Origin of the sequence: Duganella hordei, from assembly GCF_040369125.1 — a bacterium.
GTDB lineage: Bacteria > Pseudomonadota > Gammaproteobacteria > Burkholderiales > Burkholderiaceae_D > Rugamonas > Rugamonas hordei.
Window position 1 is genome coordinate 17931 of sequence record NZ_BPWI01000021.1, and the last position, 13313, is coordinate 31243.

Genomic DNA, 13313 nt, shown 5'->3' on the forward strand with positions numbered 1-13313 from the left:
TCATCAGTCCATGGCGGCGTGGTCGACGGCGGGTGCGGCGTGTTTGGCCGGCGGGCGTATCAGCAGCAACAGCGGGATCACGCACAGCGTCAAGATCATCATCAGCCAGAAATCGTCGACATACGAAATCATCGAGGCCTGGCGGGTGATCTCGCCGTTCAGCGCGGCCGCCGCTTCCGGCGTGGCGAGGTTGTCCAGCAGCGACGGGTTGACGGTGGTGATCTTCTCGGCCAGCGTGGCGTGCATGGTCTGCGTGTTGCGCACCAGCAGCGTCTGCACCAGCGCGATGCCGATCGAGCTGCCGATATTGCGTATCAGGCTGTAGATGGCCGTGCCTTCGGCGCGCATCTCCGGCGACAGGGTGGCGAAGGTGGCGGCGCTGAGCGGCACGAACACCAGCCCCAGGCCCAGGCCCTGGATCACGCCCGGCCAGACGATGTCGCTTTGCGACAGCACCAGCGTGTAGCGCGTCATCTGCCACAGCGAGAAGGCGGTGATGGCGAAGCCCAGGCCGAGCAGCAGCCGCAGGTCGAACTTGCCGACCAGCCGGCCCACCACCATCATCGCGATCATGGTGCCGATGCCGCTCGGCGCCGTGACCAGGCCGGCGACGGCGGCCGGATAGCCCATCAGGCTTTGCAGCATCGACGGCGTCAGCGCGCGGGTGGCGAACAGCACCAGGCCGACGATGAAGATGAACAGCAGCCCGCTGACGTAGTTGGCGTTCTTCAGCAGCCGGTAGTCGAAGAAGGATTTGCCGGCCGGCCGCAGCGCGGTGTGGGCGACGAAATACGCAAAGCTCAGCGCCAGCACCACCGCCTCGATCCAGGTTTCGGTGGCGGCGAACCAGTCGTTCTGCTCGCCGCGGTCCAGCAGCATCTGCAGCGCGCCGATGGCCAGGCTGAGCGTGACGAAGCCGAAGGCGTCGAAAGTCATCTTGCGCGCGCCCGGCACAGGGCGGATGTAGCGCCAGATGCCGTAGAACGCCATCGCGCCGACCGGCACGTTGATGAAGAACACCCAGCGCCAGTTGTAGCTGTCGGTCAGCCAGCCGCCCAGGGTGGGGCCGAGGATGGGGCCGATCATGACGCCCATGCCCCACACGGCCATGGCCGAGCCGTGCTTTTCGCGCGGGTTGATGTCGAGCAGCGTGGCCTGCGACAGCGGCACCAGCGCGGCGCCGAACACGCCCTGCAGCAGCCGCGCGGCGACGATTTCGGCCAGCGATCCGGACAGCCCGCACAGCACCGAGGCCACGGTGAAGCCGGCCACCGCCGTGAGGAAGATGTTCTTCTGGCCGTAGCGGTCGCACAGCCAGCCGGTCAGCGGGGTGGCGATGGCGGCGGCCACGATGAAGGAGGTCAGCACCCAGGTGATCTGGTCCTGCGAGGCCGACAGGCTGCCCTGCATGTGCGGCAGCGCGACGTTGGCGATGGTGCCGTCCAGCGCCTGGATGATGGTCGCCAGCATGATCGAGATGGTGATCATGCGGCGGTTGATCGGCGGCTGCTGCTGCGGCCCGGCGGCGGTTACTGCGTCGCTCATGCGCAGGACTCGATGTCGGTCTGCATCGACTCGAGGAACTCGGTGACGACGCGCAGGATTTCCGGATCGGCCTTGCCGAGCATTTCATTGCGCACGACTTCCGCCTCGGATTTCACGGTGGCATAGAGGCGCCAGCCTTCCTCGGTCAGGCTGAGCAGCTTGACGCGGCGGTCCGTCGCCGACGGCGTGCGCAGCATGTAACCGGCCTTGACCAGGCGGTCGATGGTGGCGACCATGGTCGGATCCTCGACGCCGACGCGCGCGGCCAGCCGGGTCTGCGACGGCGGCTCCTTTTCCTTGGCGGTCAGGGCGATCGCCATCCAGCTGGACTGGCTGATGCCCAGGTGCTTGAGGCGGCGGTCGATCGCCAGGCGCCAGGCGCGGGCGGTGCCGTGCAGCGCGGAGGAGAAACGCTCTTCGATAGAAGACATACTATTCACCTGCTAATCGTTAGGTATCGAACTATTATCTTAGCATAGGTACTTTCTCCTCGCCAAGGGACGTGCTACGCTGAATGCCATCTCCCTCTCAAGGACCGCTATGAAAATGCCTGTTTCCGCCGCCGCGCTGTGCCTGTTGCCGCTGTTTTGCCTGGCGCAGGAGGGGCCGCCGGTCACGCCTTACCGGCCGTCGGTGTCGAGCCCGGCCCAATTGCCGGCGGCCGGCCAGCTGGAGCTGGAGCTTGGCGGACTGAGCAGCAAATCCGACGATGGCCGCCGCAACAGCCTGCCGTACGCGCTCAAGCTGGGCTTCAACCAGCAGTGGGGCGTGGTGCTGGTGGGCGAGGGCTATGTGTCGGCGCCGGACGGCGACGGCGGCCGCGCGCACGGCATCGGCGATACGCAGTTCGTGCTCAAGCGCGCCTTCATCCTCGGCGAGGACAGCGCGCTGGGCCTGGAACTGGGCGCCAAGGCGCCGACCGCCAGGGACAGCATCGGCAGCGGCCGCGCCGACTACAGCCTGAACGGCATCTACAGCCAGGACATCGGCAGCGTGCACATGGACGCCAACCTGAACGGCACCCGCCTGGGCAGCTACGAACCGGGCAGCGGACGCGTGCAGACCGGCCTGTCGGCCTCGTTCTCGACGCCGGTCAACGAGCAGTGGGGCGCGACCGGCGAACTGTCCGGCACCCGCCGCAGCGGCGCGGCCAGCACGGCGCAGGTGCTGTTTGCCGTCTCGTACAGTCCCAGCAAGCGGCTGACCCTGGACGCCGGGTTTGCGCACGGATTGAACCACGCGTCGCCGGATTGGTCTTTCTTTAGCGGCGTGGTGTTGCCGCTAGCTCAACTATGGTGACAACTATGTGCGCTGGCGTACGGATAATGAAAGCTGAGCCTGATATTATTGCGAATGAGTAACACCGCTCAGCCATTCATATAAGAAAAGAGGCAAATATGAAAGCCAAGATCATCGCCATCAGTCTGCTGGTATTGTCCGGCAGCGCCTTCGCCCAGAACGTGGGCGTCTCCATTAACGTCGGCCAGCCCGGTTTCTACGGCCGTCTCGATATCGGCGATTTTCCGCAGCCGCAAGTGATCTATCGCGAGCCGATATTGGTCGAGCGTCCGGTCCGCTATGTCGAGACCGCGCCTATCTACCTGCGCGTGCCGCCAGGCCACATCAAGCACTGGTCCAAGCATTGCGGCGCCTACAACGCCTGCGGCCAGCGCGTGTACTTCGTCCAGGACGGCTGGTACAACAACCAATACGCGCCGCGCTACCGCGAACGTCATGGCGACGGCTACCGTGATGGCTATCGCGACGGCCACCATGAAGAACGCCGCGAAGAGCGTCGTGAAGACCGCCGCGACGATCGACGCGATGACCGCGACGACCACGACAACGGCAAGGGCCACGGCAAGGGCCACGGCCACAACAAGGACTGACAACGCGGCGCCGGCCGCCGCCACAGGAGCAGCGTTTGCATAGCAAAATCGTGATCGTGGGCGGCGGGGCGGGCGGGCTGGAGCTTGCCTGCAAGCTGGGCCGCAAGCTGGGCGCCCAAGCGGTGACCCTGGTCGACAGCCGCCTGTTCCATATCTGGAAGCCGTCGCTGCACGAGGTGGCGGCAGGCACGCTGGACGTGCACCAGGAAGGCCTGTCCTACCAGATGCTGGCGCACGACAATGGCTTCACCTTTGTCTACGGACCGCTGCTCGCGCTCGACGCGGTGCAGCGGCGGCTGACCGTCGGCGCCATCTACAGCGGCGACAGCGCCGACCATGCGCGGCGCGAAGAAGTGCTGCCGGAGCGGCAGGTCGGCTTCGACTCGCTGGTGCTGGCGGTCGGCAGCACCTCCAACTATTTCGGCGTGCCCGGCGCGGCCGAACATACCATTTCACTCAACGCCACCGAGGACGCCGAGCGCTTCCGCCTGACCTTGCTCAAGCTGCTGACGCAGGCCGAGTTGCAGAAGGACACGCGGCCCGAGGCCGGCGTCGACATCGTCATCATCGGCGGCGGCGCCACCGGCGTCGAGCTGGCGGCGGAACTGCGCGAGGCCAGCGGCGTGTACGCCACCTATGGCTTCCGCCGGCTGCAGGCCGAGCGCGACGTGCGCATCACCTTGCTCGAAGGGGCGCCGCGCATCCTGGCGCCGCTGCCGGAAAAGGTGTCGTCGGCCGCGCTGGAGTTGCTGCGGCAGCGCGCCGTCAAGGTGGTGACCGGTACCCGCGTGACGGCGATCGCCGCCGACGCCGTCACCGCCGGCGAGGTCGTCTATCCGGCGCAGATCGTGGTTTGGGCGGCCGGCATCAAGGCCCCGGATTTCCTCAAGGCGCTGGGGCTGCCGACGGTGAAATCGGGCCAGGTCGAGGTCGGCGGCAACCTGGCCGTCGCCGGCTGCGACCATATTTTCGCGCTGGGCGATTGCGCCGCGTGCACCGGCCCGGACGGCAAGCTGGTGCCGCCGCGCGCGCAAGCGGCGCATCAGCAGGCCGATTACCTGTTCGACACCTTCATGCGGCAACACGCGGGCAAGCCGCCGCCGGCCCGGCCCTATGTGTACCGCGACTACGGCTCGCTGGTGTCGTTCGGCCAGACCACGTCGGTGGGCAGCCTGATGGGATCGCTGAAGGGATTGAGCTGGTTTGTCGACGGCTTTGTCGCGCGGATGATGTATGTCAGCCTGCACCTGCTGCACCACCGCGCGGTGCTGGGCACGGTGCGCACCGGTGTGCTGGCGCTGGCGCGCTTCCTGATCAAGCGCAGCACGCCGCTGGTCAAGCTACACTAGTCTGCTTCGGCAGGATCATGGTCAGGGTCACGCCGCGCTCGGCGCCGCTGGCCAGGGTCAGCGTGCCGCCCAGGTAGGCGGCGCGTTCGCGCGCCATGCGCAGGCCGAACTTGCCGGACACCTGGCCCAGCACGGCCGCCACCGGGCCGGGCAGGCCGATGCCGTTATCCTTTACCGTCAGCATGACCTCGTCCTCGTTGTCGTCGACGATGACGTCCACCTCGCTGGCCTGCGCGTGCGCGGCGATGTTGCGCAGCGCTTCTTCCAGCGTGTGCAGCAGCACGATGCCGTGGCTGCGCGGGCACTGCAGCTCGTCCTCCGGCAGGCTGCAGCGCGCGGCCAGCTGGTGCTGCTCGCCGAACTGCGCGACCAGCTCGCCCAGCGCCACGCGCACGCCGAGGAATTCCAGCTTGTCGTTCCACAGCTTGAGCTGCATCTGGCGGTTGGTTTCGACGATCTGCAACAGCAGCTTCTTCATGTGGGCCGCGCGGTCCTGCAGCGCCGGCTCCTGCGGCATCTTCTGCATCAGCAGGCCCAGGTGCATGGTCAGCGCGGTCAGCGACGAGCCCAGGCTGTCGTGCAGCTGGCGCGACAGCGAGCGGCGTTCATTGTCCCAGCACGTGTGGAGATGGCCGAGCAGGTCGCTCAGGTCGGCGCTGCGCAGGGCGTCCTGCTGGTCGGGATGCTGTTCTTGTTGTGCCGGTAAGGACATGGTTTTCTCTTCGTGGACGGACTTTTTATGGAGCGATCATACCCGAGCTTTGCCGGACGTGGCGCACTGGCCGGGCCGCTAGCGGACCGGCGCCGGCATGCGGCTGCCGATCACTTCCATCAGCTGGTCGATGTCCACCGGCTTGACCAGGTGGCGGTCGAAGCCGGCTTCCATGACGCGCCGCAAATCCTCGGCCTGGCCGTAGCCGGTGAGCGCGATCAGCCGCATGTGGCGGGTGGCCGGATCGGCGCGCAGGCGGCGCGCCACCTCGTAGCCGTCGATGCCGGGCAGGCCGATATCGACCAGCGCCAGTTCCGGCAGGAAGCGGCCGGCGGCCTCCAGCCCCTGCAGGCCGTCGGCCGCCGCCTGCACCTCGTAGCCGTAGCAGCTCAGCATCATGGTCATCATTTCGCGGCCGTCGTCGTTGTCTTCGATCAGCAGCACGCTGGGCTTGGCCAGCTCGCCCTGGCTGTCGCCGCTGGGCGCCGGCGCCGGCGCCGGCTGGTGCTCGATACGGGGCAGGCGCAGCGTGAAGGTGCTGCCGCCGCCCGGACCCTTGCTTTCGGCGACCACGGCGCCGCCGTGCAGTTCGGCCAGCCGCCGCACCAGCGACAGTCCAATACCGAGCCCGCCTTGCGAGCGGTCCAGCGTGCTGGAACCCTGCACGAACACGTCGAACACGTGCGGCAGCAGGTCGGCCGCGATGCCGACGCCGGTGTCGCGCACGCTCAACACCACGTCGTCGTTTTCGGTCCAGGTGCGCACCTCGATGCGGCCGCCCGGCGGCGTGTACTTGAGCGCATTGTCGAGCAGGTTGCTGGTGATCTGCTCGAGCCGCGTGGCGTCGCCGCTGACCCAGCCCGGGTCCAGGTCCGGCACCAGCTGGAAGTCGGCGCTGCGGCCGGTGGCGCGGTAGGTGTCCAGCGCCGTCGCCACCAGCGCGGCCAGGTCCACCGGCGTGCGGTTGAGCAGGATCTTGCCGGACATCGCGCGCGACAGGTCCAGCAAGTCGTCGACGATGCGGCCCAGGTGGTGGCTCTGGCGCTGGATGATCTTCTTGGCGCGGATCACGCCCTCGGCGCTGACGCCGGGCAGGCCGATCAGCGAGGCGGCGCTGCTGATCGCGCTCAGCGGATTGCGCAGCTCGTGGCCCAGCATGGCCAGGAATTCGTCCTTGGCGTGGTTTTGCCGCTCGGCCGACTGCCGGTCCTCGATCTCGCGCGTCAGGCGCACGTTGGTGGCGGTCAGCTCGGTGGTGCGCTGGCTCAGCTGGCGTGCCTGCTTCTTCAACTCTTCGTTCTTCATCGCCAGCGCGACAAACACGGCGATCTTGGCGTACAGGATCTGCGGGATCACCGGCGTGAACAGGAAATCGACGGCGCCGCGCTGGTAAGCCTTCAGCCGGTCGAGCTCGTCGGCCAGGAAGGCGGTGATGAAGATGATGGGGATGTCGGCCGAGCGGGCGCGCTGGTGGATCGCCTCGGCCGTTTCGAAACCGTCCATGCCGGGCATGTTGACGTCGAGCAGGATCACGGCGAAGTCGTGCATCAGCACCTGGCGCAGCGCTTCCTGGCCGGAGCGGGCCGCCAGCACTTCGTAGGATTCCTGCTCAGCCCACTGGGCAAGCAAACTGGTCAGCGCAAACAGGCTGTTCGCATCGTCGTTGACTACCAGGATTTTTGGTTTTTCTATTTTAGGCACAGGGGTCTCTGCACGACACTGAACGGAACAAAATCCGCGGCCTGATAGCTGCCTGGGAAGCATGGTTGGGGGTGCTCGACGATCATAGCAATTGCATATATGAATGTCAAAAACCACGGGTCAATCGAACGCTACCGCGCCAGTGTTCGATCCCGCACAGACTCGTTGTCGCCTGCCTGCCACATTGGGACATCCCCTCACTGAAAGGAATCATGATGAATATCGATACTGTCGTAGACAAGGAATATCTGGGCCTGAGTTTCCGCGCGCTGGCCGACGCCCCCGTCAGCGCCTTGCGCGGCATCAGCGCCAAGGACGCCAAGGCGCTGGCGCAGGCCTTCAACGTGCACTCGGTGCGCGAGCTGGCCAACCTGGAATTCGTCAAGTGGGCGGCCGCCATCACCACGCTGGCCGAACACGAGCAGGCCACGCCGGAAGAGCAGGCCAAGGAAACGCTGATCGACGGCGGCCTGGAAATGACGTTCCCGGCCAGCGATCCGGTGTCGGTCGATTCCGGCGTGACGCGCATCGAAGTGGCGCCGGAAATGGTCGACGCGCATGACGATCACCAACACGCGGGCAAGATGGAAAGCGATGTCGAGGAGGCGGCGCACTAAGCGGCGCGCCTGCCGGTCCCGCTCCGCGCCTCAGGCCGGGGCGGGCGACATCGTGTGGCGGCGCGACGGCGCGCCCAGCAGCGATTGCGCGCTGCAGCTGCGGTTCTTGCCGGAGCGCTTGGCTTCGTACAGCGCGGCGTCCGCGGCGGCGATGACCGAGGCCACTTCGCCGGCGTCGTCCGGATAGATGCCGATGCCGATGCTGGTCGACAGCCGCAAGGTCAGGCCGTTGATCACATATGGTTCGGAAACCGCCTCGATCAGCTTGGCGGCCGGCTCCTGGGTGTCGCCCAGGTGGCCGATATTGCCCATGACGATGACGAACTCATCGCCGCCTACGCGCGAGACGGTGTCTTCCTTGCGGGCGCAACCGACCAGGCGCTGCGCCACCATTTTCAGGATTTCGTCGCCGGTGGCGTGGCCGTGCGTATCGTTGATGGTCTTGAAGCCGTCCAGGTCCAGGTACATCACGGCCGCCTTGTTCTGCTGGCGGGTGGCGTGCTGCAGCACGGTGGCGATGCGGTCTTCCAGCAGGCGGCGGTTGGGCAGGCCGGTCAGTGGATCATGCAGCGCCAGTTCCTGCTGCTGCCGGCTGTATTGCGCCAGTTCCTTGTACAGCAGACGCACTTCCAGCATGTTGTGGATGCGCTTGTGCACTTCCAGCAGGTCGAAGGGCTTGCTGATGAAGTCGCGGGCGCCCGCTTCCAGCGCGGCGATCTTGAAGCTTGGCTGCGCCGTCAGCGCCAGCACCGGCAGGTAGCCGCCCTGTTCGATTTCCTTCAAGCCCTTCATCACCTGGAAGCCGTTCAGGCCGGGCATCTGCAGGTCCAGCAGGATCAGGTCGTAGCAGTGCTGGCGGTGCAGCGGACACACCTGTTCCGGCAGCATGGTCGAGCTGACGTCGGTATAGCCGGCCTCGCGCAGGATTTCCAACATCAATTCGACGTTGTCGGCGCTGTCATCCACCACCAGGATCTTGGCGCGCAGGATTTCGTCTCGGCTCGGCATAAGGTTCTCTGTCTGTCCCAAAATCGGCATATGGCCGAAAAAATTATCTTAATTCCATCATAGCGCATGCGTATGTGCTGCGGCGCACACAAGTGTGGTTAATTTCCACGTGGAAATAATTGTACGCGCTTTTTGATGTTTTTGTAGTGTAGCAAGCGAAGCTCACATTGCTTGTAGGACATTACCGCGTCTGCAAGTAGGAGTGACATGGGCCGCTTGTGGCAAGAATATTCACAACTCTTGACAGTCAGGCAGTGTCGCGCGGCCTCCTCAGGCGTGGCGGGGGGCGGCCCCCATCGCGGCCACCTTGGCGATCAGTTCGTTCGGCTCGACCGGCTTGGAAATATGCGCCAGGAAGCCGCTGGACAGCGCCTTGATCCGGTCTTCCGAGCGGGCGAAGGCGGTCAGCGCGATGGCCGGCAGGTCGCCGCCGCGCGACGGCCCCATCGCACGGATGCGGTCCAGCAGGCCGTAGCCGTCCACTTCCGGCATGCCGAGGTCGCTGACCATCAGGTCCGGCCGCGCATGCTGCAGCAAGCTCAGCGCCTCGGTGGCGGTGGCAGCCGTCAGCACGTCGGCGTTACAGTCGTTGAGAATGCGCTTGATCAGCTCGCGGGCGTCATCCTCGTCGTCCACCACCAGCACTTGCAGGCCGGATAAATCATGCGCTGCAGCACGCCGCTGGCGACCGTCGTCGCCGGCCGCGGCCAGCGGTTCGTCCAAGCCGCTGCGCCGCGGCAGCCGCACGGTGAAGCAGGCGCCGCGGCCCTCGCCGTCGCTGGCGGCGGTGACGGTGCCGCCGTGCTGTTCGGTCAGGTGTTTGACGATGGACAGTCCCAGCCCCAACCCGCCGTGCTTGCGGGTGGTGGTGGCGTCGGCCTGGCGGAAGCGCTCGAACACGTGGGCCAGGAAGGACGGCGCGATGCCGACCCCGCTGTCGCGCACCGAAATGGCGATCTGCTCGCCTTCGCGGCGGATGGCGACGGTGATGTTGCCGCCCGGCGGCGTGAACTTGAGCGCGTTGGTCAGCAGGTTCCAGATGATCTGCTGCAGCCGGCTGGCGTCGCCGGCCACCATGCCGGGCATCGGCTCGAACTGCTGGTGGATGGCGATCTGCTTGGCCCCGGCGGCCGGGCGCACGGTGTCGATGGCGGCGGCGACGATGGCGGCCGGCGCCAAGGTCAGCATTTCCAGCCGCACCTTGCCGGAGGCGATGCTGCTCATGTCGAGCAGGTCCTCGATCAGCTGGGCCTGCATGCGGGCGTTACGCTCGATGGTCTGCAGGCCGCGGTGCAGGTCGGCCTGGTCGCGGCTGCCGCGCCGCAGCACCTGGGCCCAGCCGAGGATGGCAGTCAGCGGCGTGCGCAGCTCGTGCGACAGCGTGGCCAGGAACTCGTCCTTCATCTGGCTGTTGCGTTCGGCCTCGGCGCGCGCCTGGCGTTCGCTGTCGAGCAGGATCTTGCGTTCCTCGGCGGCCTGCTGCGAGGCTTCGTACAGGCGCGCGTTGTCGATCGCCACCGCGGCCTGGGCGGCGATGCCGCCGATGATGCGCTCGGTGCGTTCGCTGAACATGTGCGGTTCGGGGTGGCCGAAGAACAGGTAGCCGATCACCACGCCCGAGCGCAGCGCCACCGGCACCGCCAGGTAGCTGCGCACCGGCGGCTGGGCCGGCGGCACGCCGTGGCAGGGGTGGTCGGCGCCGTAGCGGGGATCAGCCTGCAGGTCGTCGCTGCGGATGGTGCCGCGGCCGCACTGCTCGGGAACGAAATGCAGCGAGTCGCGCGGCAGGCCGAAGCGGGCATAGGCGGCCGGCGTGCCGCTGGCCAGCGTATGCAGCATCAGCGCCTTGCCGTGGGCGTCGACGCCATGATAGAAGAAGGCGCCGAAGCGCGCGCCGCTGATGTTGGTGGCGGCGTCGGTCACTTCCTGCAGCAGCGGATGCAGGTCGCGCGTGGCGGCCAGCGCGCTGCCGATGCGGTTGACCAGCTCGAGCACGGCGGTTTCGTCGCGCAGCGCCTCCTGCACGCGCTTGACCTGGTCGACGTCGGTGCTGGTGCCGAACCAGCGCAGCACCCGGCCGTTGCTGTCGTGGACCGGGTTGGCGCGCGTCAGGAACCAGCGGAATTCGCCGTCGGCGTTGCGGATCGGCACCTCGAGCTCAAACGGTTCGCCGCTTTCGCGCGACTGCGCCCAGCGCTGTTCCATCGCGTCCAGGCAGTCGGGGGCGTAGACCTGGCGCCAGCCGTCGCCGGCCATCTGCTGCGGCGTGGTGCCGGTGTAGTCGTACCAGCGCTGGTTGTACCAGGCCATGGTACCGTTCCGTTCGGCGATCCAGGCCAGCTGCGGCATCGAGTTGGCGAGCGCGCGCAGTTCCCGCTGGTTTTGGCGCAGCGCCTCGCGCGCGCTCATGTTGCGCGTGGTCGCTGGGCTGGTGAGCTCGACGTCGTCCGACGGGGTTGCGGGCGTGACGGCATCGGTAGGCTCAGTTGGAAGGATCATGTATGGTTCAGGCTTGCTGCGATGCCGGTTGGCGCCGGATGGCGGCCGCGGACTCGCCGGGCTAACGCTTGACGTTTAACGGTGTCTTCATTGTAGTCCTAACCAAAGCCGTGGCACCGCACGGTTGGCGGCACTCAGGCGGGGCCGGCGTCCATGCGGCCGGCGATCTGCGCCAGCGCCGCTTGCAGCTGTTCGATGTCGTAGGGTTTTTGCAGCGACTGAGCGGGAAACTCCAGGTGGCGGGTCAGTTCGTCGCCGTAGCCGGAGGCGAACAGCAACTGCAGAGTCGGCGCCTGCCTGAGCGCCTGGCGGGCCAGCTCGACGCCCGACATGCCGGGCAGGCTGACGTCGGTGAACAGCACGTCGAACGGCTGGCCGGCCAGTTCCGGCAGCGCGTCCTCGCCGGTGGCCGCGGCCTGCACCTCGTGGCCCAGCGCGCGCAGCGTTTCGCACACCAGGTAGCGGGCGTCGGCGTTGTCCTCGACCACCAGGATGCGCAGCGGGCGCGCGCCCTCGGGCGCCGGCGCGCCCTGGGCCGGGTTCAGCGCGCACAGCACGCCGGCCACCTGGCCGTGTTCGTTGCGGATCGGGGTGTAGTACAGGTCGAGCAGTTGCTGGGCGACGCCGTCGTTGCGCCACACCGGCAGGCTGACGCCGCGATAGCTGGCGCCGGCGCCGCTCCAGGCCTGGCGGATCGCCGCCCCGTTCCAGCTCCACGCCGCCGGCTGGATCGACGGCACGCCGCCGCCGGGCGCGCGCAGGCTCGACAGTCCGATCAGCGCGGAATACGCGTCGTTGTACACCATGATTTGTTCGGGGCCCCACATCAGCAACATGGCCAGCGGGGAATTGAGCAGGATGTCGACCGTCAGCCGCAGCGACGGCGGCCAGCCGGCGGGATCGCCAAGGGCGGAGCGCGACCAGTCCGGGGAGGGCGGCGCGACGGAATCGGATGCATGCATGCTGGCGACCTGTCTGTTTTCTGTCTTATGGAAGGCAAAGCTGACCGCATCGTACACCAAAAAAAAGCCCGCTACAGGAGCGGGCTAAATCTATTTCCTTGGAGGAGAATAGAGGAGACAGCTCAATAATGCTGCAATGCGCAAACGAATGCAAATTTTTTCTGATGATGATCGAGATCACTGGCATGAATGAAGCCTCTGCGGAGCGGGCTTGCACCGCACAATGGCGCTACACTGATAGAGGAGCGGCGCGGTGCCGCGCATGGCGGAGGCTGGCATGGCGACGGTGGTCAGGCACAGGAAAGTGAATATCGTGGTGCTCGAACGCAGCGAGCAGATCGCCGGCCATTGCCGCCGGGGCGATATCGCCATCGTCACCGACAGCGACGGCTGGTGGGTCAAGTTCGTCGGCGAGGGCGGGCAGGTCGACTGTTATGGCGATCCGTATCCGTCGTACAACGAGGCGCTGTGGTCGGCCAAGGCGGCGGCCGAGTTCGGTACCTGACAGAGAGTGCTGGACAAGCTGCGGCAGTGTCCCTATAATGCTGCTTCTTTCGAACGGCATGCCGCTTGAAGGAGATGCAGCAAAGCAGTTTGCAAGTGTGGTTGATTCGGCGTATCGTGCGCTTGACCAACTAAACGATAGAAAATATCAAACTTTGCAAAACGAAATTAATGCTTTATAATGTTGCTTACGCGGCTGTAGCTCAGCTGGATAGAGTACTTGGCTACGAACCAAGGGGTCGTGGGTTCGATTCCTGCCAGCCGCACCAAAAATTCGTAAGTGGAAGGGCCCGGAGAGCGATCTCCGGGCCCTTTTGCTTTAAGTGTAAGCTCCTGAAACGGATTGCAAAATTTCTTTCTGGAATGCTTCGCCAAACAAGAAAACGCTGTTATAATCTTGTTTTTCGCGGCTGTAGCTCAGCTGGATAGAGTACTTGGCTACGAACCAAGGGGTCGTGGGTTCGATTCCTGCCAGCCGCACCAAAATTCGTAAGACGAAGGGCCTGAAGAGAAATCTTCGGGCCCTT

Annotated in this window: 12 protein-coding genes and 2 tRNA genes; 7 read left to right on the forward strand and 7 right to left on the reverse strand. The window is 66.0% G+C overall.

Annotated features, from left to right (window positions below; all coding sequences use genetic code 11):
• Positions 1-3: 3 nt before the first annotated feature.
• Positions 4-1545 (reverse strand): MDR family MFS transporter, encoded by a 1542-nt coding sequence (locus tag ABWW33_RS29185; protein WP_353404915.1) that lies wholly within the window; start codon positions 1543-1545, stop codon positions 4-6.
• The gene (locus ABWW33_RS29190) at positions 1542-1976 is read right to left on the reverse strand and encodes a MarR family winged helix-turn-helix transcriptional regulator (RefSeq protein WP_353404917.1); all 435 of its coding nucleotides are present in this window, start codon (positions 1974-1976) and stop codon (positions 1542-1544) included. Before ABWW33_RS29190 ends, ABWW33_RS29185 begins: the two co-directional genes overlap by 4 nt.
• 109 nt (positions 1977-2085) lie before the next feature.
• Here ABWW33_RS29190 and ABWW33_RS29195 point away from each other — a divergent pair, with 109 nt between their 5' ends.
• The 3 genes from ABWW33_RS29195 to ABWW33_RS29205 all read left to right on the forward strand — a co-directional run bounded on the left by ABWW33_RS29195 (position 2086) and on the right by ABWW33_RS29205 (position 4783).
• Positions 2086-2844: a transporter gene (locus ABWW33_RS29195; RefSeq protein ID WP_353404919.1), complete on the forward strand. Its 759-nt coding sequence runs from the start codon at positions 2086-2088 to the stop codon at positions 2842-2844.
• A gap of 98 nt (positions 2845-2942) precedes the next feature.
• Complete coding sequence (locus ABWW33_RS29200; protein ID WP_353404921.1) at positions 2943-3434, forward strand: hypothetical protein; 492 nt, start codon at positions 2943-2945, stop codon at positions 3432-3434.
• A 35-nt stretch (positions 3435-3469) separates the two neighbouring features.
• Positions 3470-4783 (forward strand): NAD(P)/FAD-dependent oxidoreductase, encoded by a 1314-nt coding sequence (locus tag ABWW33_RS29205; protein WP_353404922.1) that lies wholly within the window; start codon positions 3470-3472, stop codon positions 4781-4783.
• Here ABWW33_RS29205 and ABWW33_RS29210 read toward each other — a convergent pair.
• Entirely contained in the window at positions 4770-5495 is a 726-nt protein-coding gene (locus ABWW33_RS29210) for a sensor histidine kinase (protein WP_176655989.1), read from the reverse strand. The two genes, ABWW33_RS29205 and ABWW33_RS29210, sit on opposite strands and share 14 nt — an antisense overlap.
• A 78-nt stretch (positions 5496-5573) precedes the next feature.
• Positions 5574-7196 carry a response regulator gene (locus ABWW33_RS29215; protein ID WP_176655990.1) on the reverse strand — a complete coding sequence of 541 codons (1623 nt, stop codon included), beginning with the start codon at positions 7194-7196 and terminating at the stop codon, positions 5574-5576.
• Positions 7197-7411: 215 nt separating this feature from the next.
• Between ABWW33_RS29215 and ABWW33_RS29220 the strand changes: the two genes are divergently transcribed.
• The gene (locus ABWW33_RS29220; protein ID WP_176656014.1) at positions 7412-7813 is read left to right on the forward strand and encodes a hypothetical protein; all 402 of its coding nucleotides are present in this window, start codon (positions 7412-7414) and stop codon (positions 7811-7813) included.
• A gap of 30 nt (positions 7814-7843) precedes the next feature.
• On the opposite strand, the gene ABWW33_RS29225 is transcribed toward ABWW33_RS29220, so the two are convergent.
• The 3 genes from ABWW33_RS29225 to ABWW33_RS29235 form a co-directional block, all read right to left on the reverse strand.
• Positions 7844-8821: a GGDEF domain-containing response regulator gene (locus ABWW33_RS29225; protein WP_176655991.1), complete on the reverse strand. Its 978-nt coding sequence runs from the start codon at positions 8819-8821 to the stop codon at positions 7844-7846.
• 270 nt (positions 8822-9091) lie between these two features.
• Positions 9092-11320, reverse strand: coding sequence for a hybrid sensor histidine kinase/response regulator (locus ABWW33_RS29230; RefSeq protein WP_353404923.1), 2229 nt, complete (start codon positions 11318-11320; stop codon positions 9092-9094).
• Positions 11321-11454: 134 nt separating this feature from the next.
• The gene (locus ABWW33_RS29235) at positions 11455-12282 is read right to left on the reverse strand and encodes a response regulator (RefSeq protein WP_353404924.1); all 828 of its coding nucleotides are present in this window, start codon (positions 12280-12282) and stop codon (positions 11455-11457) included.
• Between the two features lie 262 nt (positions 12283-12544).
• Here ABWW33_RS29235 and ABWW33_RS29240 point away from each other — a divergent pair, with 262 nt between their 5' ends.
• From ABWW33_RS29240 to ABWW33_RS29250, 3 genes are all read left to right on the forward strand, one after another.
• Positions 12545-12787: a hypothetical protein gene (locus ABWW33_RS29240; RefSeq protein WP_353404988.1), complete on the forward strand. Its 243-nt coding sequence runs from the start codon at positions 12545-12547 to the stop codon at positions 12785-12787.
• Positions 12788-12978: 191 nt separating this feature from the next.
• Positions 12979-13055: transfer RNA gene (locus ABWW33_RS29245), tRNA-Arg, on the forward strand.
• A gap of 137 nt (positions 13056-13192) precedes the next feature.
• Positions 13193-13269 (forward strand) — tRNA-Arg (locus ABWW33_RS29250).
• Positions 13270-13313 lie beyond the last annotated feature (44 nt).

What these genes read in the sequence shown, in the direction of transcription:
- ABWW33_RS29185 (WP_353404915.1), bottom strand. Translation starts at nt 1,545, where the DNA reads ATGAGCGACGCAGTAACCGCCGCCGGGCCGCAGCAGCAGCCGCCGATC.
- ABWW33_RS29190 (WP_353404917.1), bottom strand. Translation starts at nt 1,976, where the DNA reads ATGTCTTCTATCGAAGAGCGTTTCTCCTCCGCGCTGCACGGCACCGCC.
- ABWW33_RS29195 (WP_353404919.1), top strand. Translation starts at nt 2,086, where the DNA reads ATGAAAATGCCTGTTTCCGCCGCCGCGCTGTGCCTGTTGCCGCTGTTT.
- ABWW33_RS29200 (WP_353404921.1), top strand. Translation starts at nt 2,943, where the DNA reads ATGAAAGCCAAGATCATCGCCATCAGTCTGCTGGTATTGTCCGGCAGC.
- ABWW33_RS29210 (WP_176655989.1), bottom strand. Translation starts at nt 5,495, where the DNA reads ATGTCCTTACCGGCACAACAAGAACAGCATCCCGACCAGCAGGACGCC.
- ABWW33_RS29220 (WP_176656014.1), top strand. Translation starts at nt 7,412, where the DNA reads ATGAATATCGATACTGTCGTAGACAAGGAATATCTGGGCCTGAGTTTC.
- ABWW33_RS29225 (WP_176655991.1), bottom strand. Translation starts at nt 8,821, where the DNA reads ATGCCGAGCCGAGACGAAATCCTGCGCGCCAAGATCCTGGTGGTGGAT.
- ABWW33_RS29230 (WP_353404923.1), bottom strand. Translation starts at nt 11,320, where the DNA reads ATGATCCTTCCAACTGAGCCTACCGATGCCGTCACGCCCGCAACCCCG.
- ABWW33_RS29235 (WP_353404924.1), bottom strand. Translation starts at nt 12,282, where the DNA reads ATGCATGCATCCGATTCCGTCGCGCCGCCCTCCCCGGACTGGTCGCGC.
- ABWW33_RS29240 (WP_353404988.1), top strand. Translation starts at nt 12,545, where the DNA reads ATGGCGGAGGCTGGCATGGCGACGGTGGTCAGGCACAGGAAAGTGAAT.